This window comes from Streptomyces sp. NPDC025793 (assembly GCF_055558375.1).
Window position 1 is genome coordinate 132931 of record NZ_JBVHMR010000014.1, and the last position, 23259, is coordinate 156189.

Consider the following 23259-nt stretch of genomic DNA (forward strand, 5'->3'; position numbering starts at 1 on the left):
AGGAAGGACCGAAGATGGCCAAGCTGCAGAGCCTGGACCCGAATACGCCGATGTTCGCGCAGTTCAAGGAGAAGACCGGGCCCATCGTCCTCGCCAACACCTTCGTCGTCCCGAAGGAGAGGACCGAAGCGTTCCTGGCCCTCTTTCACAGGCAGGCCGAGTTCATGAGGGCTCAGCCGGGATTCGTCTCCCTGCAGATGCACCAGGGAACGGCGGGCAGTCAGCTTCTGATGAACGTCGCGGTCTGGGAATCGACCGAGGCGCTCGCCACAGCCTTCGCCAGCCCGGAGTTCCAGCGCATGGTGGCCGAGTCCTCTGACGACATCGTGTCGTACCCGCACATCTTCGAGCAGATCGACGTATGACACAGCAGTTGTAGAGGCATGACCGTGTCCCCCTTGGCGGCCCTTCCTCTCCGGGATGACGACCTTGATGCCGCGCCTGCCGGCAGAGCGGTGCGAGAGGATGGGGAGGGGACGGGGGACCGGGTGCCGGGACGGCTGCGGCTTCTCCTAGCCTGCCGACTTCACGGTCAGGTCACCGTTCGTCGTCGACAGATCCAGGCTGTACTTGCCTGACGGGTCGTTCTTGAACGCCACGCTCTTGTCACCGTGGGAGTCGTCCGCCGAGATCCGGTACCTGGCGGGCGGTGCCGTGACCGTGAGGCTGCCGCTGGTCGTGCGGACTTTGATGTTCTGCGGGGTGGCCGTCCGGATCGTCACCTCGCCGTTCGATGTCTGTGTGTCGATGCCGCCGCCCTTGACGTCCTTGACGTCGACGTCGCCGTTGGACGTGCGCAGCTTCACAGGGCCCGTGGCGTCGGCCACCGCGATCTCACCGTTGCTCGTGTGCACGTCGACCGTGCCGACATCGGTCAGGGTGAGGCCGCCGTTGGACGTGCCTCCCGTCACCGGAAGGCCGGCAGGCACTTTGACGACGTAGTCGACACCGCAGTCCTCGCCGCAGCCGGAGAGCGTCAGGACGCCGCCCCTGACCTGGAAGGACGTGCCACTCGGCTTGTCACCACGGTAGTTGACCCTGCGGTGCACGGAGGTCGTGGAGGTGTCGGCCGAGGCTTCCACCTTCACATTTCCGTTCTTGCTGTCGAGACGGATCGAGGTGACCTTCTGGGGCACCTTGGCATCGTCCTCGAAGGTCTTCTCCTGGCCGAGGGCCGAGCACGCGGACAGCCCACTGACTGTGAGAGCGGTCAGGGCCACTGCCGTAAGGACACGCGCCTGTGCGCTTCGCATGAAAGTCCCCCGTGTGAAGCGAGTTGAATCGTTGGTCGGTCACCACGATCCTACGGAGCCACACTCCCGCTTTCACTGGGGGAAACCCCCGGAACCAGCACCCGAGAGCGACGTGGACGTGATCGACAAGCTCACGGACAGGTCGTAAGCGGAGGAGGGTGAGAGCCCACTGTGCCGTTACGGATTCCTGGGTCGTCGCCCTTGCCGCTGGAGCAAGCGGAACGTTCCTGAGAGCGTGCCTCATGTACGTGACGTCAATGAGGCACGCTCTCCAGGACGTCAGGTCGCGGCGCGGCGCAGCGGGACGACGACCCTCTCGCCCAGGCGCTTGGGGTCGAGGCGGTAGTACTTGATGTGACCGATGCGCTCGGTCTCCTCCAGCCAGCCGGCCTCGATGACCTGCTTGCGGGTGCGGGAGAAGACGGGCGGGGCCATGCCGACGAGCTTGGCCAGGTTGGCGGCGGTCTCCAGGATCGCGCCGGACCGGTCGGTCGGATGGAGGGCGTACAGCATGACGACGAGACGCTGGTTGGCGCTCATGCCCGCCGTCTTCTCAAGCAGTTCGAGGTTCTTCTGCTTGTCGTCGCTGCTGATCACTGGGCCTCCCACCGTGCAGGGATGTTGTCGTTGAATCCGGGGATGTCGGGCGGGTTGCACGTCTTTACGGCTTCACGCTGCTCGATCCCTGTGCCGTGGAAGGCGATGTACGGGCTGATCCGGTACAGATTGTAGTTGCCGATGCGGCCACGCACGACCAGGATGCGGTGTTTGGCCAACTTCCTGTTGATCTTTCCCACGGCATCTGTGGACATCCCTACACGTTTGGCGATGTCCGCACCGGTGGCGCGCAGCGGCTCCATTCCCTCGGGTGACACACCGATCCACCAGAGGATGAGGAACTTCTGACTGGGTGTGAACGCCTTGGACTCGGTGATCGCCTCGACGCGCGCCTTGTCGACTTGGGTGTGCCTCCCGGAGAAGGCGTATGGCGCATAGGGGACCGGCTCGCCCGTGTCGGCGTCGACCAGTCTGCGAAGTGCTCCCAACGGGCCCTCCGTGTATGGGGGGTGTTTGGCGGTCAATGAGGGACGACCCCTGAGGCCGACCAGATGAACCTAACGTACATGAGCAGGAAGTCAATTAAGTCCGCCTGTCGGCCGTGTCGACTGTCGTCGCGCTCAACGCCCGTACCCCTCCGACGCGGACGCTCCCCGGCCCGGCTTATGTACGTCACGTCAATCTGCCACGGTTGCAGGGACTGGGTACTCAGTTCCTACGATCGTGGTGGCAGTCGACAGGATCGTGGTGCTCGGTTCCCTGGAACCGGGTGTACGACCGAGGGATCTTGGTACCCGGTTCCCTCGATCGCCCTCCGCTGTCCCAGGAACTGCCTGGCAGTTCCTGGGATCTGGGTCACCTCATGTGTTTATGCAGGTCAAGTGACGTTTGCCGAGTGCGCTCTCTTACCCTTGTCATCAGTCGTCAAGCCCGTCCCCGGATCATCCGCTTTGCTGCCGAACAGTGGGACCCACCGGCCTCAGCCCCTCGGCGGGTCAGCCACGTCCGTCCCGCGCTCCAGCCCGGGGCGAGCCATCGTCGAGCGCGCGGTCGGCGGCGGGGCCGCGCACCCACGACCCCGCCGCTTCCCGGCGCGTACGGCCTTCGTCACGACGAAACGGATTCGCGCCGGGAAGTGGTGGGGCAGCGGGGTCCAGGGGCCGGCGAAGGCCCCTGGTACCACGCAGCCCCGCCACTTGCGCCGACGAGCAGGGCCGGGGGACGCCGACGGGTGGGATGCACGGACGAGGTGGTGCGAGGGGTCTGTGACCCGCACCCGGCAACGGACGTCGGCAGGAGAGGTCTGCGCGCGCGGGCTGCCCGGCCCATGGCCTCGGGCGCCGTTGACGCCGTTGCCGGGGTCCGAGCCGGGTTCTGACGGTCCCCCAGAGATCGCCAACTAACGTGTCGGTGCTTGTAAGAATCGCGGACGTTAGTAAGGTGTCGTCCATGAGTTCGCCAGCCACTTCCAGCGACCGCGAGAAGGTCGTCTCCAAGCTGCCGGGATGGCTCCGGCAGAACCTCAAAGTCAGGGCCGCCCAGCACGGCGTCGAGATCCAGGCGGCCGTGGAGCAGGGCATCCGGGACTGGTGCACCCTCGCCTCCACACCCCCTGCCGTCGACACCTCCCGCTCCGATTCGTTCTCCACCTTCCTGCCGCCCGGCCAGTGGGACGAGTTCCGTCAGATCGCCGCCGAACGCCGGGTGTCGCTCATCCAGGGCCTGGCACAGTCCGTCCAGCTGTGGCTCGACTCCAACCCCGCGCCGGACGTGGAACGCCCCGAGAACACCCGCCGCATCATCGTGTGCAACCAGAAGGGCGGCGTGGGCAAGACGGCGATCACGGCGGGTGTCGGTGAGGCACTCGCCGAGGACGCCAACAGCCTGCACGCCGTCCGGGTCGCCAAGGCGCTCGCCGAGGCCCTGCGGGCGAGTGACGCCCACTCCGACGATGCGCCGGGCGGTGAGGACCCCCTGAACATCGAGAGCCTGCCCGGGCTCGGGCTGCGGGTCCTGCTCGTCGACTTCGACCCGCAGTGCCACCTCACCAACCAACTCGGGGCGGCGCCCGTCCCGATGAACGGCGACAGCCTCACCAACCACATGGCGGGCGACCCCAAGGGCGACCTGCGTGACCTCATCGTCTCCATCGACGACGAGACGTTCGACGGCCGGCTCCACCTGCTGCCCGCCTGCAACGACGCCTTCCTGCTCGACGTCCGCCTCTCCGCCGTACGCGCGAGGGAGGCCGCGCTGGAGCGTGCGCTCGCCCCGCTCGAAGCCGATTACGACGTGATCCTCGTCGACTGCCCGCCGAGCCTCGGCCTGAGCATGGACGCCGCCGCGTACTACGGCCGCCGGCGCGACGGTGAGAAGCTCGGCCAGTCCGGTGCGCTGATCGTGGTACAGGCCGAGGACAGCTCCGCGGACGCCTACGAACTGCTCACCACCCAGATCGACGATCTGCGCGGCGACCTCCAGGTCGACATCGACTACCTCGGCATCGTGGTGAACCTCTACGACTCGCGCCGCGGGTTCATCGCCACCTCCTCGCTCCAGGGATGGATCGACATAAAGGATCCCCGGGTCGTCGGACTCATCGGTGATCTCAAGGAACAGAAGGAAGCAGTCCGGATGAAGCGGCCGCTGCTGTCCTACGCCCCCAAGTCACAACAGGCGATCGGGATGCGCGCGCTGGCCAGGGAGATCGTATGAGCAAGGCCGATCAGCTCGGAGCCGGACGCTTCGGCGGGGGAGTGCGCCCGGTCAGCGCACGCCGCCAGGCCGTGGCCGCCGCCACCGGGGTGCCCACGGAAGGGGTCGCCCCGCCCACCGAGCTCCCGCCGCACCGCGTGAGCCTCAACCCGGACAACCCCCGCTCCACCCTCGGTGATCTGACCGACCTCACGGGCAGCCTGAAGACGCACGGCCAGAAGCAGGCGATCACGGTCATGAACCGCGACGCCTACATCAAGGCCAACCCCGAGCGCGAGGCCGACCTCGAACCCGACACCACCCACGTCGTGATCGACGGCAGCAGCCGTCTCGCCGCCGCCCGTGAAGCGCGGCTGGCCGCCGTGAAGGTGATGGTCAGTGACGACCAGGGCGCCAACTCCGAGGAGCTCCTGGAGTCCGCCCTCGTCGCCAACATCCACCGGAACGACCTCGGAGAACTCGACGAGGCCCGGGCCCTGCGGCGGCTGCTGGCCATCCACGGCAGCCAGACCGCGCTGTCCAGGCGGCTCCACCGCTCCCAGGGCTGGGTGTCACAGCGCCTCGCCCTGCTCAACCTGACCCCCGAACTGCAGAGCCGCGTCGGTGAGGAGCCCATCGACCTGCTGCGGGCCGTGGCCAACAAGCCGCCTGCGAGCCAGGAGACGGCGCTGCGGGAACTCAAGGAGGAGCGGGCCCGGCGGGAGGAGGAGAAGCGCAGCCGGAAGAAGGCACCGGAGAGTTCCGAAATTCCGCAGAGTCCGCCGAGTCCGCCGAGTCCGCAGAGCCGGGACAGCCGGGAGGCGGAGAACGGGGCGCCGGAGCCGGAGGGCGAAGTGCCGGGGGCGGAGACGCCGGTGGTGGCCGCCGTGGAACAGCCGGACGAGTCCGAGGGCCAGTACGAGGACACGGCGGGCGACGCCGAGCCGGACGTACCGGCACCCGCCGCCGATGAGGCGGATGCGCAGCAGCCGGTACCGGAGCCGCGGGCGGAAGCGTCCGTCCCCCGGCTGCGGGCGGACAACCAGACCGGCACCCGGGTGCGCACGGTGCCGTACAACGAACCCGGCACACTCGCCATGCTCCTGGACAGGAACATCGAGAACGACGACACCTTCTTCGACCTGCTCCGGTTCCTGAGCAAGAAGGGACGGGAACGGGATCCCGCCCGGCTTGCGGAGCTGGCGCGGTCCTTCGCCGAACAAGCCGCCGGACAAGCCGCCGTACAGGGTGAGTGATCTGTAGGGAACGAGCACGAGGGCCGCACCCCGTGAGGGGCCGGCCCCTGCTCCGGTGCTAGCTTCCCTCCCCGTGACGGAGCACCAGGACGAGACCAGGGCGGCCTACGACGGGGTCGTCGAGCTCTATGCGTCGAAGTTCGCCAATCGGTTGGAGACGCACCCGTTCTCGCGGAACATGATCGGCACCTTCGCCGAGCTGGTGCGCGCGACGGGGAACCCGCGGGCCGCCGATGTCGGGTGCGGGCCCGGTCATCTGACGGCCATGCTGCACGACCTGGGGCTGGACGCGTTCGGGCTCGACCTCTCGCCGGGCATGGTCGACCATGCCCGGCGGGCCCATCCGGCGCTGCGGTTCGACGAGGCGCGGATGGAGGCCCTGCCGGTCGAGGACGGCGCGCTCGGCGGCGTGCTGGCCCACTACTCGATGATCCATACCCCGCCCGGGGAGTTGCCCGCGCTCCTTGCCGAGCAGGTGCGTGTCCTGGCACCGGGCGGCCTGCTCCTGGTCTCGTTCTTCGCGACCGACGGACCGGAGCCGGTCCGCTTCGACCACAAGGTGACGCCCGCCTACAGCTGGCCGGCGGACCGGTTCGCCGAGTTGCTGGCCGGGGCCGGGCTCGTCCCGTTCGCCCGGCTGCTCCACGATCCGGCCACCGAACGGGGCTTCCTCGACGCCCACTTGCTGGCCCGCGTCCCCGGCCTCACAGGGCAGCCGACGGGCCGGTGACGGTAGTGAGCCGGAGCTTGGTCTCGTCCTCGCTGCCGGGTACGGCGGTCATGATGACGATCTTGAGTTCGGAGTCGCCGTCGGTCAGGACGTCGCAGTCCACCGTGACCGGGCCCACCGAGGGGTGGTCGATGGTCTTGTGGTCCTCGCGGTGCGCGGCCACCTCTCCGGTCGCCCACAGCTCGGCGAACCTGCTGCTGCCCGCGTTCAGATCGCGGATCAGCGAGGCCAGGCGGCTGTCCTGGGGGAAGCGGCCGGTGGCGCGGCGCAGGTCGGAGACGACGGCTGCGTCGACGGCGTCGGGGTCCTCCTCGGTCACCGGCCACAGCGCGATGGGGGTCCTCCCGCCTGAGCGGAGCCGGGAGTGGGGGAGGGCGGGGCCGTTGTCCACCGGGAACCTGTCGCGGGCGAAGTTGCGCAGCCGCGGCGGCGCGGCGGAGGGGTCGCCCAGCAGGGCGGCCCACCCGTGGTTCCACCACACCAGTTGCCAGTCCGCCGCGAACACGGCGACCGCCACGTCCCCGAGGCGGGTGAGCACCCGCTGCACGCCGGGCGGGAGATGGTCGGAGATCGTGCCGTCCGCCGGTGGTACGAGCCGGGCCAGCCGGTACAGGTGGTCCCGCTCGGCGGTGGACAACTGCAGGGCGCGGGCCAGGGACGCCACCACCGATGCCGAGGGTGTCGTGGCCCGCCCCTGTTCCAGGCGCACGATGTAGTCGACCGACACCCCGGCCAGGTCGGCCAGTTCCTCGCGGCGCAGCCCGGCGGTCCGGCGCCCGCGGGCCACCGGCAGCCCGGCGGCCGACGGGGGCAATCGGTCCCGCCATGTGCGGATCATCCCGCCCAGTCCGGTTCCGGGTGTCGCCGACATGATGTCCATCCTCCCGCATCCCGGGTCGTGCAGAGGGGCGTGAGGGTGGTACCGGTCGTCCTACCGTCGGAGCGTCCCTGGTCCGGCTCTGGCGTCGGGACCAGCATCGAGTGCATGACGATCACCTTCATCACCGGAGCCAACAAGGGGCTCGGCCGTGAGACCGCCCGCCGCCTGATCGAGTGCGGCCACACCGTGCTCGTCGGGGCGCGGGGCCGCGAGCAGGGCGAGGAGGCCGCCGCCGCGCTCGGCGCACGCTACGTCCCCATCGACGTGACCGACGACGCGTCCGTGGCCGCCGCGGTCGCGGACGTCGCCGTACACGAGGGCAGGATCGACGTCCTGATCAACAACGCCGGGGTGCACGGTCCCGTCGGCGACCCCGGTGACCTCACCGCCGCCGACGCCCGCGCCGTCCTCGACGTCAACGTCATCGGTGTCGTCCGCACCACCACCGCGTTCCTGCCGCTGCTGCGCCGCTCGGACGACCCTGTGATCGTCAACGTCAGCAGCGGGATGGGCTCCCTCGCCCTCACCCACGACCCCGGCCGGCCCGAGTCGCACGTCGTCGCGCCCCTGTACACCGCCTCCAAGGCAGCGCTGACGATGCTGACCACGCAGTACGCCAAGGGACTCAAGGGCATTCGTGTCAACGCCGCCGACCCCGGCTACACCGCGACCGACCTCAACGGTCACAGCGGCCCCCAGACCGTCACCGAGGGCACGGACGCGATCGTCCGCCTCGCCACCGAGAAGCCCGGCGCGGGCACCGGACGCCTCGTCTCCCGCCACGGGGAGATCGCCTGGTCCTGACACCGCCCGTGCCGGATAAACAGGGTGGGGCGCGGACATGGTCATGTGCCCGGGAGTGACGGAGAATCGTGGGTATAGATCAGTGACGGGTTGGGTCTTCATTTCTCCAGGCTGGATATGTGAAACGCATGAAGGGGCGTGTGGAAATACTATTCCGCATTGCGATCTCCGGCTGATACCTTCGGGATCGTCGGTTCCGATCAGTCAGTGCGGTTTTCTGCCGGGAGGGATGGTCCTTGTCACCCAAAGCTGTGGCCGAAATAGCGTCCTGGGGGGACGTGGCGGATTCCATTGAATTCGTTCCCGCCGAGTACTCCAGCAAGACCCGGCCCGAGTCTGCGGCGCAGGAAATGCTGAGGTGTGATGCGGTTGACATCGATACGCTGGTCGGTGCGGGCTTGCCCTTCGAATACCGGTCGGGCGTGCGCTATTTCGACCTGAATGATCTGTACAACCTCGGCATGTATTCCGGCCGGTCGAACACGCAGCCGGAGCTTGCGTTTCGTATGCTGTTCCGGTTCGCCGGCCGTTCTGTCGAGGATCTGCTGGTCCCGAAGTCATGGGATTTCCGGGTCCAGTTGGAGTGCGCCGAGTGCGACGGGGTCGCACCGTGGCGGTTCGAGGCGCCCGATGTCGTCCGGTTCGGGGGGCGCCTCGCCGATGTGACGACGCCGCAGGCGAGCGCGCGGACGGCCGAGTACGCGGCGACCGTCACGACGACGGGCGTCCGCAGCCCGCTCGTCTCCACCGCGCTGCGGCAGCTGACCCGCGACTACCTGGAGGCCGGCTACCGCTGGCAGATGGTCCCCGTCGCCATGCAGGCCGACTACGAGTTGGTCCATCGGCTGGGCGCGACGAGCTGTATCGCGGCGAGCCTGCTCCTGGCCGAGCGCTTCCGGGCGGCCGGGTACCGGGCCGAGGCGAAGCGGGGCTGGTTCTGCGGCGTGCTCGGCGGCGCCCTCGATCTGCCGCACGCGTGCGTGGAGGTCGAGGACGACGACGGCGTGTACAAGACCGTCGACATCGCCAAGGCCCAGCTGGCCGCACGCCTGTCCCCGAACACCCGGGATTTCCAGGAGCTGTGCATCGGGTCGATCTACAACAAGGTGATTCCGTCCACCGCGTCCGGTAACGCGCCCCTTGCTTACCACGAGTGTGGATCAGCGTCGCCGGTTCAGGTGCGCGCGGATATTCAATCGGCGCTCGGAAGGACGAGTGAAAATGGCGGTACGTGAAGTAGAACCGGTCGTGCTCGATCTGGGCCGGTTGGAGAATCTGGCCGAATCCGGCTACTACAACCCGTACACGATGTTCGACTGGCCCGAGTCCATCGAGCCGGAACTGCCGTGGATGTCGGAGAACCTGACCACATTGGCCGGCACGCCGATGTGGGACGAGCTGACCCGCGAGCAGCAGATCGCGCTGACCAAGTACGAGTCGATCAACTTCTTCAGCCTCAACATTCACGGAATCCGTGAGCTGATGAGCGAAGTGGTGATGCGGATCCACGAGCCGACCTATGCGAACGTCTCGGAGTTCCTGCACCACTTCATCGGCGAAGAGAACGAACACATGTGGTTCTTCTCGAAGTTCTGTCTGCGCTACGGCGGAAAGCTGTATCCGGCACAGCCGTCGCTGAAGGCGGGCTCCGTCGACCACCTTTCGAAGGTGGCCCGCGAGATGATCGTGTTCGCGCGCATCCTGATCTTCGAGGAGATCGTCGACTACTACAACGCGAACATGGCGACGGACCAGTCGCTGCCGCACATCGCCCGTGAGATCAACCGGGTGCACCACGTGGACGAGAGCCGGCACGTCGCGTTCGGCCGGATGGTCTTCACCGGCCTGCTCGACCAGGTGGTCAGGCGGGACCCGGACGAGGTTCCGGTGGTCGCCGCGTACCTGGAGGACTACCTGCAGTACAGCATCGCCACCCTCTACAACCCGGCGGCGTACCGGGACGCGGGCATCCCGGACGCGCTCGCGCTGCGGCGGCGCGCCCTGACGCACCCCGCACGGGTGGAGGCGCACGACCAGGTACTGAAGCGGACGAGGAGGTTCCTCTCCAAGTCGGGCGTGGGACGGGAGGCGATCAAGTGACGACCGAATCGATGCAGGCGGTCCGGGAATTCATCCTGGAGCGCAATCCCACACTCGACCAGTTGTCCGACGAGCTGGACCTGATCGACAGCCGGGCCATCAACTCGCTGGCGTTCATCGAATTCATCTTCCTGCTGGAGGAGCTGACCGGTGAGCCGATCGATCCCGAGGACCTGAACCTGGACGACTTCCGCACGCTCAAGGCACTCGAAACCCGATTCTTCACGAAGGAAGCGGCATGACGACAGCGACCAGCAACGGGCTGGAAGTCCTCGACGGCACCCAGCTGCGCCTGCTGCGGGCGATCGACGCGGTGTTCCTGCGGCTGGCCGGGGACTGGCAGGCCCCCGAGTTCCGGTTCCCGTTCCTGATGCGGTGCAAGGACCTCGACACCTTCGACTACTACGACAACTTCCCGCACCTGGGCCTCGCCGCGACCCGGCTCGACCCGGCCCGCCTGTCCGAGGAGCTGGCCACCACGTCCCGGCCGGTCGAGCGGATGCCGGCCGAGGTGATGGAGACGACCGCGTTCGCCCTGCCCTCGGCGGCCTGCTATTCCATCTACGTCGACCTGGCCGGCTCCGAACTGCCCGCCGACGGCGTGCTGCGCACCACGGTCGGCACCTGCTTCCGCAACGAGGACCACTACGAGGGCCTGCGGCGCCTGCTCGGATTCTCCATGCGCGAGATCGTCTGCATCGGACCGGAGCACGCGGCCAAGAGCCATCTGGTCCGGGCCAAGGAAGCCGTGGTGGCGCTGTGCGCCGAGCTCGGGCTCGAACTCCGCATCGAGGCCGCCACCGACCCGTTCTTCGACAAGAACAGCGGCAAGGCCAAGATGCAGCGCCTCTTCCCGGTCAAGGAGGAGTTCGTCGTCGGCGGGCTCGCGATCGGCTCGGTCAACTACCACCGGAACTTCTTCGGCGACCGCTGCGAGATCCGGGCCGGCGACGACACGGCGCACACCAGCTGCCTCGCCTTCGGCCTGGAGCGCTGGGTGCACACCCTGACCGACCGGTTCGGCAGCGCCGACGCCGCGGCGTCGGCGGTCGAGAGCCTGAACTGATGCGTGCCACCGCGGCCGGGGTGCTCGGCCTGGAGGTGAGCCTGCTGCAGTCCGGGATGGGCGGCGTCGCGGGAGCGGAGCTGGCCTGCGCGGTGTCCAACGCCGGGGCGGCGGGCTGCGCGGGCGGCTACAAGCTGGTCGGCGGCGCGCTGTCGGCCATGCTCGGCCGGCTCACCCGGGGCACCGGCCGTCCCGTCGGCGTGAACCTGATCCCGGAGGTGGTCGGGCCGGACGAGCTCGACCGGCAGGTGACGCAGGTGCTCGACGAGACACCCGAGCGCGTGCACCTGTCCTTCTTCGGGATGCCCGACGACGCGGTGTTCGAGCGGGTCCGTGCCGCGGGACGTCAACTCGTCGTACAGATCGGGACGGTGGAGGACGGGCTGCACGCGGCCGCGCACGGCGCGGTCGTGGTGGCACAGGGCGTCGAGGCCGGCGGACACCTCCTCGGGACGTCGCGGCGGGACGCGCTGGTGGCCGCGCTGCGCGACCGGCTGCCCGACGCGTGCCTGGTCGCCTCGGGCGGCATCGGCTCACCCGAGCAGGCCGCACGGGCACTGGCCGCCGGCGCCGACGGGGTGCTGCTCGGCACCGCCTTCGTCGTCGCCCACGAATCGCGGGCCCACGCCCGTTTCAAGTCCGCGGTGACCGGCGCCGACGAGACCGACACCGTGATCACCGACGTGTACGAGATCGGGTGGCCGGGCCGGCGGCACCGCGTGCTCGCCACGACCGTCACCGCCGACCCGGAGCAGCCCGCGAAGTTCATCGGCAAAACGGTGGTCGAGGGCAAGCCGTACCTGGTGCCCCGCTTCAGCGCGGCGGTGCCCACCGAGGCGACCAGCGGCCGCATCGAGGAGATGGCGCTGTACTGCGGCCGGTCCTGCGGTGCGATCTCCGAGGAAGTCCCGGCGGCCGAGGTCGTCGCCATGTTCGCACCGGTCCTCGCGGGGACCGAAGTCGTCAAGACCAAAGAGAGGGCGGAAAGTCATGTCGGCCGATGAAGCGCACGGCGACTACTACCACGACCTGAGCTATCGCGAGGGCGCACCACGGATCCGCACCAGGGAGGGCGTCGAACTCTACTGCGAGTCCGCGGGCGAGGGCATCGCCATCACGACGCTCAACAACTTCTTCTTCACCGCTCCGTTCTGGCGGGACTACACCGACGAACTCGCCAAGCACTACCGCGTCGTGAGCTACGACCTGTGCAACCACGGCCACTCCACGCGGCTGGAGCAGGAGCCGACCTGGGAGGAGCACGCGGCCGACCTGGTCGGGCTGCTCGACGGGCTGGGGATCGACTCGACGTACCTGCTCGCCTCGTCGGCCTCCACCCAGCTCGCCCGTGACGTGGCCCTCGCGTACCCGGACCGGGTCCGGGGCCTGGTGCTGGCCGGACCGGTCGTCGGCCCGCAGATGCGGCGTCACCGGATGCTCCAGCGGGCCTGGCTGCGGACGTTGAACAGCCATGACATACCCGTGCTGTTCAGCCACATGTACCCCGAGTTCGTCAGCACGGCGATGATCGAGGAGTACGGCGCGCCGGGCTTCCTCGGCCTGCGGGAGAGCTTCCTGGTCATGTCGACGCCCGAGGAGCTCAACAACGGCCTGACGCTGGCCCAGCAGGGCGACGCCAGCTCCGAGCTGCTGACCCGCATCCAGGCGCCGACGCTGATCGCCCTCGGCGACGACGACATTCTGCTCGGCCCGACGGCGGGCCACGAGCTGGCCGCGCTGTTCCCCAACGGCCGCTGCGCGATCATGCCGAAGGCCGGCCATGTGCCCTTCCTCGACGACCCGGAGGGCTTCCAGGAGCTCGTACGGAAGTTCATCGACGAAGCGGAAGCGAATGTCTGACACGGCCGTGGCGGTACGGCAGCGGATCCGCGAGCTGCTGGTCGATGTGTTCGGCGGCCCCTCCTTCGTCAGCGGAGTGCACGACGCCGTGTCGCTCCGCGAGGCCGGGGTCCCTTCCACCGCGCTGGTCGCCCTGCTGGTCGCGATGGAGGACGCGTTCGGTTTTGAATGGGACGACGACGTCCGGCCGGAGGTGTTGCGCTCGATCGATTCGCTGGCGGGCCACGTCGTGGCGCTGCGCAACTAGGGCGCCACGGTGACCGCCCAGCCGGCCGTGCCCTGGGCCGTGGCACCGGGGATGTCCGTGCGGACGTCTTCGGTGCCGCCGCCCCACGGGCCGGCCGAGCAGTTCACAGCCGGTCGTCGTGCGGCCGCCGCGGCACTGGCCGCGGCCGGGTCGACCGAGCGGACGGTGCCGCGGGCCAAGGACGGCAGGCCGCTGTTCCCCCGAGGGTTCGCCGGTTCGATCTCCCACAGCGGCCGGCTCGCGGTCGCCGCGGTGGTCCCCGGTGCCGAGGCGGTCGGCGTCGACATCGAGCCCACGGTCATCACCCCCCGTGTGGCCGCGTTCTGCCTGCGGGAACAGGAGCGGCGCCGGCTGCTCGCCCCCGTCGGGTCCTACACCGCGCGCGACCTGTTCGCCGCCAAGGAAGCCGCGTTCAAGGCGATGAACTGCCTCGGCACGCTGGGGGAGTTCCTGTTCTGGCAGATCCGCCTCAGCCAGTGCGACGGCGCGTTGACCGCGACGTACCGCGGCGAATCGGTCCCCCTGTGGATTCGCGCGGAGGCGGATCTCTCGTTCGCCGTGGCGATACGGCGTTGACGTTCACTGTCCTCACCTGGAGACCTTCATGACCGGCACACCCCTGTCCGAGGGGGGCGCACGCTTCCAGCGCACGCTGACCACCCCGAAGATCGTGTTCATCGTCATCGCCGCGGCCGCCCCCCTGGCCGCGATGCTGTTCACCGTCCCGCTCGCCTTCGCCATCGGCACCGGCCCCGGCGTGCCGGCCATGTTCCTCTTCGCGGGCCTGACCCTGCTGTGCTTCTCCGCCGGCTACGCCGCCATCGCACGGCGGATCAGCCACATGGGCGGCTTCTACACCCACATCGCACACGGCCTCGGCAAGCGTGCGGCGGGCGGGGCGGGACTGCTCGCGGTGCTCGCCTACAACGCCGCCACGGTCGGGGTCCTCGGCGCCTTCGCCTACTTCACCCGGAACGTGGCCGCATCCCACGGGCTGGACCTGCCCTGGCAGGTGTGGGCGGGACTCGGCCTGGTCCTGGTCGCCCTGCTCGGCTACCGGGAGGCCGAGATCAGCGCCCGGCTGCTGTCCGTGTGCATGGTGTGCGAGATCGCCATCCTGGTCGCGCTGGACATCGCCGTCCTGGCCCGCCACGGCGGCGCGGCGCTGCCTTCCGCCTCCTTCGCCCCGCACGACGTGTTCGCCCCCGGGCTCGGCGTCTCCGTGATGTTCGGATTCGCCTCCTTCCTCGGCTTCGAATCCGCCGCCCTGTACGGCGAGGAGGCCAAGGCACCGCACCGCAGCGTGCCCCGCGCCACCGTCATCGCCGTACTGGCGGTCGCCTCGTTCTACGCCCTGACCAGCTGGGTCGCCGTCGGCGCCCTCGGGCCCGAGCGGGTACGCGCCGAGGCCGGCAGCCACCTCGGCGACCTGTTCTTCCGGCTCAGCGACGGCTACCTGGGGCGCCCGGCCACCGTCACCATGCAAGTCCTGCTGTGCACCAGCCTGTTCGCCTCCTGGCTGGCGCTGCACAACGCCGCCAACCGGTACATGTACGCCCTGAGCCGCGACGGGCTGCTGCCGGCCGCCCTCCACGCACCGCACGCGGGGCACGGCTCCGTGCACCGGGCCAGTGTGGTCCAGACCGTCTTCAGTACGGTCGTGGTCATCCTGTTCGCGGCCGCGGGTCTCGACCCGTACGTGAACATGTCGACCACCATGCTCGGTCTGGGCACCCTCGGCATCATCCTGCTGCAGGCCGTGGCCTCGGTGGCCGTGATCGGCTACTTCCGGCATCGCGGTGAGGGACGCTGGCAGACCGTCGTCGCGCCGGCGCTGGGCGCCCTGGGGCTGATCACCGCGGCGGTTCTGGTGGTGTGGAACTTCGACGTGCTGACCGGGACCACCGACCCCGTCGTCACCGCCCTGCCGTGGCTCCTGCTGATGGTCGGCGGTCTCGGCTTCGCCCTTGCCTCCTGGCTGCGCTCGGCCCGCCCGGACCGGTTCGCGCGCCTGGGCGGCGTCACCGTGTCCGTGCCGGCGCCGCCGCCCACTGCCCCGGCCGGGGAGCCCTCCGGCAGCCTCTCCCAAGCAGCGCCGTGACACCGGCCCGACCCGGGAGCCGCGCAGTGAAAGGACCAGCTCCAATGGCTCGTGAACCCGAAACGCATGCAGACATACCCTTCGGTCCCGAAGACACACCGTGGCAGAAGACCTTCAGCGGCCTGCGGGTCGTCGGCGGCCGCCCCTACGGCACACCCCCGTCCTCCGACCCCCGGGCGGCCTACATCGGCGTTCCCGAAGTACCCCATCACAAGGTGCAGTTACCGCCCACCGGACTGGATCCGGAGCAGTACACCGAGGCCGAGGCGCTGTTTCGCAGGCACATCGACACCCAGACGCGCAACTTCGCCGGCTACCAGGTCACCAGCGCCCTCGACTACGAAGAACGCCTGGGGCACTACCTCAACCGGCACCTGAACAACGTCGGAGACCCCTACCAGTCCAGCTCGTACACGCTCAACTCCAAGGTGCTCGAACGGGCGGTGCTCGACTACTTCGCCTCCCTGTGGCACGCGAAGTGGCCGCACGACCCGCAGGACCCCGAGTCGTACTGGGGCTACGTCCTGACCATGGGCTCCAGCGAGGGGAACCTGTACGGCCTGTGGAACGCCCGGGACTACCTGTCGGGCAAGCCCCTGCGCACGCACCACCGCGAGCCGGGCCGTGCGGCCTCGGAGCAGGCGCCGCGCGGCGACGGCCCGCACGCCCTCCATCCGGTGGCGTTCTTCTCCGAGGACACCCACTACTCGCTGACCAAGGCCGTACGGGCGCTGGACATCGACACCTTCCACGCCCTGGGCTCCACGCGCTACCCCGACGAGAACCCCCTCGCACCGGGAACCCCCTGGCCGCGGGAGGTGCCCTCCACCGAGCACGGCGCCATCGACGTCGGCCAACTCGCCGTCCTGGTACGGTTCTTCGCCAGTCGCGGCTACCCGATCCTGGTCAGCCTCAACTACGGGTCCACCTTCAAGGGCGCGTACGACGACGTCGAGGCGGTCGCCCGCACCGTGCGCGGCATCTGCGCCGAGTACGGGCTGGACAGCCGGCGCGTCCACCGCGGCCGCGGCGAGGGCGGCGACCACGACGAGCGGTCGGGGTACTGGGTGCACGTCGACGGGGCACTGGGCGCCGGTTACGCGCCCTACCTGGAGATGGCCCGGGACGTCGGCATGGTGGAGCAGGCACCGCCGACCTTCGACTTCCGCCTCTGCGACGTGCACTCGCTGACCATGAGCGGCCACAAATGGATGGGGACGCCGTGGGCGTGCGGGGTGTTCATGACCCGCACCGGACTGCAGATGGCCCCGCCCAAGGCATCGGAGTACATCGGCGCCACCGACACCACCTTCGCGGGCTCCCGCAACGGCTTCTCCTCGCTGCTGATGTGGGACTACCTGGCCCGTCACTCCTACGACGACCAGGCCCGGCTCGCGGCCGAGTGCGACGCCCTGGCCGCCTACACGCACGAGCAACTGCTCGCGTTGCAGGAGCAGTTGGGTCATGATCTGTGGGTGGCGCGCAGCCCGCAGTCGCTGACCGTACGGTTTCGCCGGCCGCACGCGGACATCGTCCGCCGCTACTCCCTCTCCAGCGAGACCGTGCACGTCGACGGCGCCGCGCGCACCTACGTCCACCTGTACGCGATGCGCCACCTCACCCGGCAGCTCGTCGACGAACTCGTCGACGAGCTGCGCCGGCCGGGCGCCTTTCCCCTGGCGGCCCCACAACCGACGACATCCGCGGTCTGACCGGGGCCACCGGGAGGGCCCCCGAAGCCCATCCACCCACAACGGCGAAGGCGGTCCACGTGCTCCCCAGGCATGTGGGCCCCTTCTTTTCCGCAGCCGGCTCACGTCGTCGCGGCGTCCCGAGCCGTCACCGAGGAGAGACATGTCCGCTCAGCCACACGATTTCCGGTTCACCGCACAGGAGTTGGCGGAGTTCCACCGGACCGGATACGCGGGCCCCTTCACGCTGTACGAGCCCGACGAGATCGAGCGGCAGTGGGCCCGGACCCGCCAGGACCTCCTCGACCGCAGCGGCGCGGTGTACCGGGACGAGTCCGACGGCTCGGGGGCGGCGAACCTGTGCAACTACGACCGGCACCTCGACAACGCCTTCCTCGCCGATCACATCACCCAGCCGCGCATCGTGGACCGGGTCGCCTCGGTGCTCGGCCCGGACGTGCTGTGCTGGCGCTCCGACTTCTTCCCCAAGTACGCGGGGAACGAGGGCACGGACTGGCACCAGGCCGCCACCTTCGCCAACGCGTCCGGCCGGCCGCAGCTCCAGTGGCCGCGGGGCGCCGGCCCGGGCGGCTGCCTCACCGTGTGGTGCGCCTTCACCGACGCCACCGCCGACATGGGCGGCCTGCAGTTCATCCCCGGCACCCACCGCACCATGCACTACGACGAGACCAAGCGGATGCGCTACGACCCCGAGCGGAACGTCTCCCTGGTGAAGAACGGCGTCCGCCGCGGCTTCTTCGGCTACGACTACCGCGAGCTCCAGATCGACCCGGACTGGCAGCCGGACGAGTCCAAGGCCGTGTCCGTGGACATGCGGGCCGGGCAGTTCGTCATCTTCTGGTCGCGCCTCATGCACGCCTCGCATCCGCACACCGGCCGGACCGGGCGGATGCGCATGGCCTTCTCGGCGCGCTACGTCCCCACCTCCGTGCGGGTCTACCCCGGCGTCTCGGTGGTCGAGGAGTACGGCGGCCGGGCGAGCCTGGACCGCTACGCAACGGTGCTGGTCAGCGGCGAGGAGCGGTACGGCCACAACCGGGTCGCCCGGCACACCGCCAAGGGCCACCCGTTCCGGCGCCGGCCGTGACGCGCCGAGGCGACGGTGCCGCCTCGGGGGAGGGGCGGCGCCGTCGCCTCGGCAGTGCGGCCCCGGTCAGGGCAGGGCCACGACCTGGGCGGCGTGGGTCAGGCCGGCGCCGAATCCGACGAGCAGGGCCAGGCCGCCGCTGGGCACCGCCCCCTGGGACAGCAGGTGGTCCAGGGCCAGCGGGATCGACGCGGCCGAGGTGTTCCCGGCGGTCTCGACGTCCTTGGCGACGACCGTGTGCGGGGCCAGGCCCAGGGACCTGGCGGCGGCGTCGATGATGCGCGCATTGGCCTGGTGGGGGACGAACGCGGCGAGGTCGGCGACCTCGACGCCCGCTTCCGCCAGGGCCCGTCGGGAGATCTCCGGCACGACCCGGGTCGCCCAGCGGAACACCTCGGGTCCGGCCATCCGCAGATACGGCCAGGGGGCCCGCCCGTCCCGGACGTCCAGCCAGCTGCGGTCATGGGCGATCACGTGGTGCCGCTCGCCGTCGGACCCCCAGACCACCGGGCCGATGCCGGGTGCCCGGGACGGGCCCACCACCACCGCCCCCGCGCCGTCGCCGAAGAGGAACGCGGTGCCGCGGTCCGTCGGGTCGACGATGTCGCTCATCTTCTCGGAGCCGACCACGACGACGTTGCGGGCGTCACCGGAGCGGACCAGCGCGTCGGCGAGGCCCAGGGCGTAGGAGAAGCCGGAGCAGGCGGCGCCGACGTCCAGGCTGCCCGCGCCGCGGGCGCCCAGCAGACCGGCGACGCGCGGTGCCGCGGCCGGCGCCTGCTCCAGGAAGGACATGGTCGCCACCAGCACCATGCCGACGTCGGAGGGCTGGATGCCCGCCTGGGCCACCGCCTTGCGGGCCGCCTCCGCCGCCATCGTGACGACCGTCTCGTCGTCTCCCGCGAACCGCCGCGAGGCGATCCCCGAGCGGCGGCGGATCCACTCGTCGCTGGAGTCGATACGGGCGCAGATCTCGTCGTTGCCCACCACCCGGGTCGGCCGGTACACGCCGGTCCCGAGGATGCGCGCCCCGGGCGAGCGCTCGGGCAGCCGCAGGGCGCCCATCACGCCTGCACCCCGGCCGGCGTCACGGCGGGCACGCCCACGACGGGCAGGCCGCCGTCCTCGTAGCGCCGCTTGCACGCCCGGCGCTGCACCTTCCCGCTGGACGTCTTCGGCACGGCCCCGCGCCGTACGACGAGCACGTCGTCCGGGGTGATCCGGTTCCGTTCCCGTACGGCGTCGTGGACCCGGCGCGAGATCTCCTCGGCGCCCAGGGAGTTGAGGAGCCGGCCGTCGGCCTCGACGACCACCACGAGCCGCTCGCGCGCCCCGTCCTCGACGGAGAAGGCGGCCGCGCAGTTCGGGTGCGCGCCCGGCACGGCCAGTTCCGCGGAGAGCTCGATGTCCTGCGGGTAGTGGTTGCGCCCCTTGCGGATGATGACGTCCTTCAGGCGCCCGGTGACGAACAGCTCGCCGTCGCGCAGGAAGCCGAGGTCACCGGTGCGCAGATGCGGTGTGCCGGACAGCTCCGGGTCCGCGGTCCGGGCCCGGAACGTCTCCTCGGTCGCCTCGGCGCGGCCGTGGTACCCGCCCGCCACACACGGGCCGTCGACCCATATCTCGCCCACCTGCCCGTCGACCAGGAGCCGGCGCGTGGCCGGATCCACGATCCGTACCCGGGTGCGGCCGACCGTGCTGCCGCTGCCGACCAGGGGAACGGCGTCGGCGGCGCGGTCGCCGACGGGCTGCGCGGTGCCGTTGCGCAGGGCCTCGGCGGACAGCCACAGGACGGTGGGCTCGCGGTCCTGGCGGGCGCCGGTCGCCTTCAGGGTGTTCTCCGCCAGGCCGTAACCGGGGCACATGGCCCGCGGGTCGAAGCCGTGCGCCGCGAACGCGCCGGCGAACGAGCGGATGGTGGCCCAGCGCACCGGCTCGGCGCCGTTGGCCGCCACCCGCCAGCGGGAGAGGTCGCCGACGGCACCGGTCTTGCCCTCCGCGGCGGCCCGTACGCACAACTCGTAGGCGAAGCTGGGCGCGGCGGCGTGTGTGCCGCCGAACCGGGCGAGAGCCTCCAGCCAGCGGGCCGGGCGCCGGATGAAGGCCTCCGGGGCCATCAGGTACGACGGGATGCCCGCCCACAGCGGCATGACGACGCCGAAGAGCATCCCCATGTCATGGAAGAGCGGCAGCCAGTTGACGACGGTGCCGTCCGGCTCACACGGCCACAGCTCGTCGGTCTCGACCACGTTGGCGAGGAAGTTGGCGTGGCTGACCCTGACGCCCTTGGGGTCGCCGGTGGAGCCGGACGTGTACTGGAGCAGCGCGATGTCCTCGGGACCAGGAAGGGCCGGTCCGACGGCGTCCGGGTCGTAGCGCAGCGTGTCGGTGGCGACCAGTGTCAGACCGTCCAACTCCGGCATGTCACCGAAGCGTTCGCGTACCTCGCGCGCGACCTCCGCGGTGGTGAGCACGGTCGAGGTCCCGGCGTCGTCGGCGATCCGGCGCAGCCGCTCGACCTCCTCGCGGCGCCGCGGCACCTGGACCGGCGCGCTGGCCACGCGCGCGTACATGCAGCCGAGCAGGGTCCGGACGAACTCCAGGCCGGAGGGGTAGAGCAGCAGGGCGCTGTGCCCCGAGAGCCCCTCGGCCGCGAAGGCGGCCGCCCGCGTGCGGGCGGCGCCGTGCAGGCCCCCGTAGGTGAGTGTCTCGTGGGGGTCCTCGCCGTTGCGCAGGAAGACATAGGCGGTCTGGTCGGGCTGCTGCTCGCCGCGCAGCCGCAGGGCGTGCGCCAGCGTGTCCACGTCCGCGGTCGGACGCGGTCCTGTGATGGTCACGGGTCGGAACTCCTCATGGATGAGGGGACTTCGAGCGGGGTGAGGTCGTCGGGGCCGGTGCCCGCGCTAGCGCGCCATGGGCACCGGGGCCAGCATCTGTTCCAGGGCCGCCAGCACGTTCTTCGTCGCCGCCGCGGCGGCCGGGACGATGTCGGCCATGAGGAGATATCCGTGCACCAGGCCCGGAGCGGGCACGTGATGCACCTCGACGCCGTCGGCGGCCAGCCGCACCGCCAGCTCGACACCTTCGTCGTGCAGCGGGTCGAACTCGGCCGTGCCGATCACCGTGGGCGGCAGCCCGCGGTGATCGGCGCCCAGCAGGTCGATCGCCGGGTCCGTGCGGTGCGCGGGGTCCGGCACGTACTGGTCGTAGTACCAGCGCAGGTCGTCGACCTCCGAGAGGTACCCCGAGCCGTATGTGCGGACGGACTGCGACCGTAGCTCCGGATCGGCCGGCGGGTACACCATCAGCTGCGCGGCGAACCGAATGCCGCCGCGGTCGCGGTGGTGCATCGAGATCCCCATGGCCAGGGCCCCGCCCGCACTGTCCCCGGCGATCACGTGGTGGCGGCCGGGGAAGGTGCGGTCCGCCCACTCGGACGCGGCGATGCCGTCCCGGAGCGGGCCGGGGTGCGGATGCTCCGGCGCGCGGCGGTAGTCGACGGAGACGACGACCGCGCCGAGTCCGGCGGCGACACGACGGCAGACCGGGTCGTGCGTGTCGACGTCACCGACCGTCCAGCCGCCCCCGTGCAGGTACGTCACGAGACGCCCACGGTCGGTGGGCGGCAGATACGTCCGGACGCCGAACTCGCCGTCGCCGCCGTCGATCAGCTGGTCCTTCGTCTCGATGCCGGCGTCCCGCGCGGACGTGCCGCGCACCTGGGCGGCCTGCGCGGCGTAGCGGTCGCGCAGGCGTGCCACGGGGAGCGTGCGCGCCGGTTCGGGCCGGCCGCCCGCCTGCCATTGGATCAAGGCGTGGACGAAACGGTCCATGGCCAAGAGGGCTCTCCTTGAGTCACACCAGCGGAGGATTCAACGGTTTGAATCCGCGCAGCCGGCTGTACATGTGGTACGGGTACGGCGCGGTGACCGAGCTGGCCTTGTCGAGCCGGGACAACTGCTCGGTGTCCAGCTGCCAGCCGATCGCGCCGAGGTTGTCCCGCAGCTGTTCCTCGTTGCGCGCACCGATGATGACCGTCGCCACGGTCGGCCGGGTCAGCAGCCAGTTGAGCGCCACTTGAGGCACGGTGCGGCCGGTCTCCGCGGCGACGTCGTCGAGCACGTCGACCAGGTCGTAGAGCCGCTCGTCGTCGATGGGCGGCGCGGCCGCGGCCGTACGGTGCAGCCGGCTCGCCTCGGGCAGCGGCTGCCCGCGGCGGATCTTCCCGGTCAGCCGGCCCCAGCCCAGCGGGCTCCACACCACCGCGCCGATGCCCTGGTCGTGGGCGAGCGGCATGAGCTCCCACTCGTAGTCACGGCCGGCCAGCGAGTAGTAGACCTGGTGCGCCACGTACTTGGGGAAGCCGCCCCGGTCCGCGGCGGCCAGCGACTTCATCAGCTGCCAGCCGGCGAAGTTCGAGGCCCCCACGTAGCGGATCTTGCCGGCGCGGACCAGGTCGTCCAGGGCCGCGAGCGTCTCCTCGACCGGGGTGCCCGCGTCGAAGACGTGCAGCTGGAACAGGTCGATGTGGTCCACGCGCAGCCGGCGCAGCGAGCCCTCGACCGCCTTGATCAGCCGGGACCGGCCCGTGCCCATCTCGCCGGGCCCGGGGCCGGTGGGGGTGCCCGTCTTGGTGGACACCAGCACCCGGTCCCGGCGTCCCGCGATCGCCGCGCCGAGCAGTTCCTCCGACGTGCCCTCCGAGTACACGTCCGCGGTGTCGAACATCGTCACACCCGCGTCCAGACAGATGTCGACCATGTCCCGCGCCTGCCGTGCGTCGGTGTCGCCCCAGGCGCTGAACAGGCTGCCGCGGCCGCCGAACGTGGCCGCGCCGAGACTCAGGACCGGAACGTGCAGGCCGGAGGCTCCGAGCCGTCGGTATTCCATGACCGTCTCCTCTCCACGGAC

At 70.2% G+C, this 23259-nt stretch carries 24 protein-coding genes; 16 read left to right on the plus strand and 8 right to left on the minus strand.

Annotation, left to right across the window (positions count from 1 at the left end):
* The first annotated feature begins 14 nt into the window (after window positions 1-14).
* The gene (locus tag ACZ4MF_RS25900; protein ID WP_467494313.1) at window positions 15-365 is read left to right on the plus strand and encodes an antibiotic biosynthesis monooxygenase family protein; all 351 of its coding nucleotides are present in this window, start codon (window positions 15-17) and stop codon (window positions 363-365) included.
* A gap of 147 nt (window positions 366-512) precedes the next feature.
* Here the strand turns inward: ACZ4MF_RS25900 and ACZ4MF_RS25905 are convergent, their stop codons facing one another.
* The 3 genes from ACZ4MF_RS25905 to ACZ4MF_RS25915 form a co-directional block, all read right to left on the minus strand.
* A complete protein-coding gene (locus ACZ4MF_RS25905) occupies window positions 513-1220 on the minus strand; it encodes a DUF4097 family beta strand repeat-containing protein (protein WP_467494314.1) in 708 nt (235 codons plus the stop codon).
* Between the two features lie 312 nt (window positions 1221-1532).
* Window positions 1533-1847: a cyclic nucleotide-binding domain-containing protein gene (locus tag ACZ4MF_RS25910; protein ID WP_356029720.1), complete on the minus strand. Its 315-nt coding sequence runs from the start codon at window positions 1845-1847 to the stop codon at window positions 1533-1535.
* Window positions 1847-2299, minus strand: a complete 453-nt coding sequence (locus ACZ4MF_RS25915) for a MarR family transcriptional regulator (protein WP_071377350.1) — start codon at window positions 2297-2299, stop codon at window positions 1847-1849. The genes ACZ4MF_RS25910 and ACZ4MF_RS25915 overlap by 1 nt, the downstream gene beginning before the upstream one ends.
* 961 nt (window positions 2300-3260) lie before the next feature.
* On the opposite strand from ACZ4MF_RS25915, the gene ACZ4MF_RS25920 reads away from it, so the two are divergent.
* From ACZ4MF_RS25920 to ACZ4MF_RS25930, 3 genes are all read left to right on the plus strand, one after another.
* Window positions 3261-4526, plus strand: a complete 1266-nt coding sequence (locus ACZ4MF_RS25920; protein ID WP_356029707.1) for a ParA family protein — start codon at window positions 3261-3263, stop codon at window positions 4524-4526.
* Window positions 4523-5761 carry a ParB/RepB/Spo0J family partition protein gene (locus tag ACZ4MF_RS25925; RefSeq protein WP_467494315.1) on the plus strand — a complete coding sequence of 413 codons (1239 nt, stop codon included), beginning with the start codon at window positions 4523-4525 and terminating at the stop codon, window positions 5759-5761. Before ACZ4MF_RS25920 ends, ACZ4MF_RS25925 begins: the two co-directional genes overlap by 4 nt.
* Window positions 5762-5834: 73 nt before the next feature.
* Entirely contained in the window at window positions 5835-6491 is a 657-nt protein-coding gene (locus ACZ4MF_RS25930) for a class I SAM-dependent methyltransferase (protein WP_467494316.1), read from the plus strand.
* On the opposite strand, the gene ACZ4MF_RS25935 is transcribed toward ACZ4MF_RS25930, so the two are convergent.
* Window positions 6466-7362: a helix-turn-helix transcriptional regulator gene (locus tag ACZ4MF_RS25935; protein WP_467494317.1), complete on the minus strand. Its 897-nt coding sequence runs from the start codon at window positions 7360-7362 to the stop codon at window positions 6466-6468. The two genes, ACZ4MF_RS25930 and ACZ4MF_RS25935, sit on opposite strands and share 26 nt — an antisense overlap.
* 114 nt (window positions 7363-7476) lie before the next feature.
* On the opposite strand from ACZ4MF_RS25935, the gene ACZ4MF_RS25940 reads away from it, so the two are divergent.
* From ACZ4MF_RS25940 to ACZ4MF_RS25995, 12 genes are all read left to right on the plus strand, one after another.
* A complete protein-coding gene (locus tag ACZ4MF_RS25940) occupies window positions 7477-8175 on the plus strand; it encodes an SDR family NAD(P)-dependent oxidoreductase (RefSeq protein WP_467494318.1) in 699 nt (232 codons plus the stop codon).
* Between the two features lie 278 nt (window positions 8176-8453).
* The gene (locus ACZ4MF_RS25945; protein WP_467494319.1) at window positions 8454-9410 is read left to right on the plus strand and encodes a hypothetical protein; all 957 of its coding nucleotides are present in this window, start codon (window positions 8454-8456) and stop codon (window positions 9408-9410) included.
* Entirely contained in the window at window positions 9397-10275 is an 879-nt protein-coding gene (locus ACZ4MF_RS25950) for a diiron oxygenase (RefSeq protein WP_356029697.1), read from the plus strand. The genes ACZ4MF_RS25945 and ACZ4MF_RS25950 overlap by 14 nt, the downstream gene beginning before the upstream one ends.
* Window positions 10272-10517 carry an acyl carrier protein gene (locus tag ACZ4MF_RS25955; protein WP_467494320.1) on the plus strand — a complete coding sequence of 82 codons (246 nt, stop codon included), beginning with the start codon at window positions 10272-10274 and terminating at the stop codon, window positions 10515-10517. The genes ACZ4MF_RS25950 and ACZ4MF_RS25955 overlap by 4 nt, the downstream gene beginning before the upstream one ends.
* Window positions 10514-11341 carry a class-II aminoacyl-tRNA synthetase family protein gene (locus ACZ4MF_RS25960; RefSeq protein ID WP_467494321.1) on the plus strand — a complete coding sequence of 276 codons (828 nt, stop codon included), beginning with the start codon at window positions 10514-10516 and terminating at the stop codon, window positions 11339-11341. The genes ACZ4MF_RS25955 and ACZ4MF_RS25960 overlap by 4 nt, the downstream gene beginning before the upstream one ends.
* The gene (locus tag ACZ4MF_RS25965; RefSeq protein WP_467494322.1) at window positions 11341-12345 is read left to right on the plus strand and encodes an NAD(P)H-dependent flavin oxidoreductase; all 1005 of its coding nucleotides are present in this window, start codon (window positions 11341-11343) and stop codon (window positions 12343-12345) included. The genes ACZ4MF_RS25960 and ACZ4MF_RS25965 overlap by 1 nt, the downstream gene beginning before the upstream one ends.
* A complete protein-coding gene (locus ACZ4MF_RS25970) occupies window positions 12332-13201 on the plus strand; it encodes an alpha/beta fold hydrolase (RefSeq protein ID WP_356029692.1) in 870 nt (289 codons plus the stop codon). The genes ACZ4MF_RS25965 and ACZ4MF_RS25970 overlap by 14 nt, the downstream gene beginning before the upstream one ends.
* A complete protein-coding gene (locus ACZ4MF_RS25975) occupies window positions 13194-13448 on the plus strand; it encodes an acyl carrier protein (protein WP_356029690.1) in 255 nt (84 codons plus the stop codon). Before ACZ4MF_RS25970 ends, ACZ4MF_RS25975 begins: the two co-directional genes overlap by 8 nt.
* Window positions 13449-13457: 9 nt before the next feature.
* Window positions 13458-14024 (plus strand): 4'-phosphopantetheinyl transferase superfamily protein, encoded by a 567-nt coding sequence (locus ACZ4MF_RS25980; RefSeq protein WP_467494323.1) that lies wholly within the window; start codon window positions 13458-13460, stop codon window positions 14022-14024.
* Window positions 14025-14052: 28 nt separating this feature from the next.
* Window positions 14053-15549, plus strand: coding sequence for an APC family permease (locus ACZ4MF_RS25985; RefSeq protein ID WP_467494324.1), 1497 nt, complete (start codon window positions 14053-14055; stop codon window positions 15547-15549).
* Between the two features lie 44 nt (window positions 15550-15593).
* Window positions 15594-17261, plus strand: a complete 1668-nt coding sequence (locus ACZ4MF_RS25990) for a pyridoxal-dependent decarboxylase (RefSeq protein ID WP_467494325.1) — start codon at window positions 15594-15596, stop codon at window positions 17259-17261.
* Window positions 17262-17403: 142 nt separating this feature from the next.
* Window positions 17404-18348, plus strand: a complete 945-nt coding sequence (locus tag ACZ4MF_RS25995) for a chlorinating enzyme (protein WP_467494326.1) — start codon at window positions 17404-17406, stop codon at window positions 18346-18348.
* Window positions 18349-18414: 66 nt separating this feature from the next.
* On the opposite strand, the gene ACZ4MF_RS26000 is transcribed toward ACZ4MF_RS25995, so the two are convergent.
* The 4 genes from ACZ4MF_RS26000 to ACZ4MF_RS26015 all read right to left on the minus strand — a co-directional run bounded on the left by ACZ4MF_RS26000 (window position 18415) and on the right by ACZ4MF_RS26015 (window position 23238).
* Window positions 18415-19413: a beta-ketoacyl-ACP synthase III gene (locus tag ACZ4MF_RS26000; protein WP_467494327.1), complete on the minus strand. Its 999-nt coding sequence runs from the start codon at window positions 19411-19413 to the stop codon at window positions 18415-18417.
* Window positions 19413-21185, minus strand: a complete 1773-nt coding sequence (locus ACZ4MF_RS26005) for a fatty acyl-AMP ligase (protein ID WP_467494328.1) — start codon at window positions 21183-21185, stop codon at window positions 19413-19415. The genes ACZ4MF_RS26000 and ACZ4MF_RS26005 overlap by 1 nt, the downstream gene beginning before the upstream one ends.
* Window positions 21186-21251: 66 nt before the next feature.
* A complete protein-coding gene (locus tag ACZ4MF_RS26010; RefSeq protein ID WP_467494393.1) occupies window positions 21252-22181 on the minus strand; it encodes an alpha/beta hydrolase in 930 nt (309 codons plus the stop codon).
* 22 nt (window positions 22182-22203) lie between these two features.
* Window positions 22204-23238, minus strand: coding sequence for an aldo/keto reductase (locus ACZ4MF_RS26015; RefSeq protein ID WP_356029679.1), 1035 nt, complete (start codon window positions 23236-23238; stop codon window positions 22204-22206).
* Between the last annotated feature and the right edge of the window lie 21 nt (window positions 23239-23259).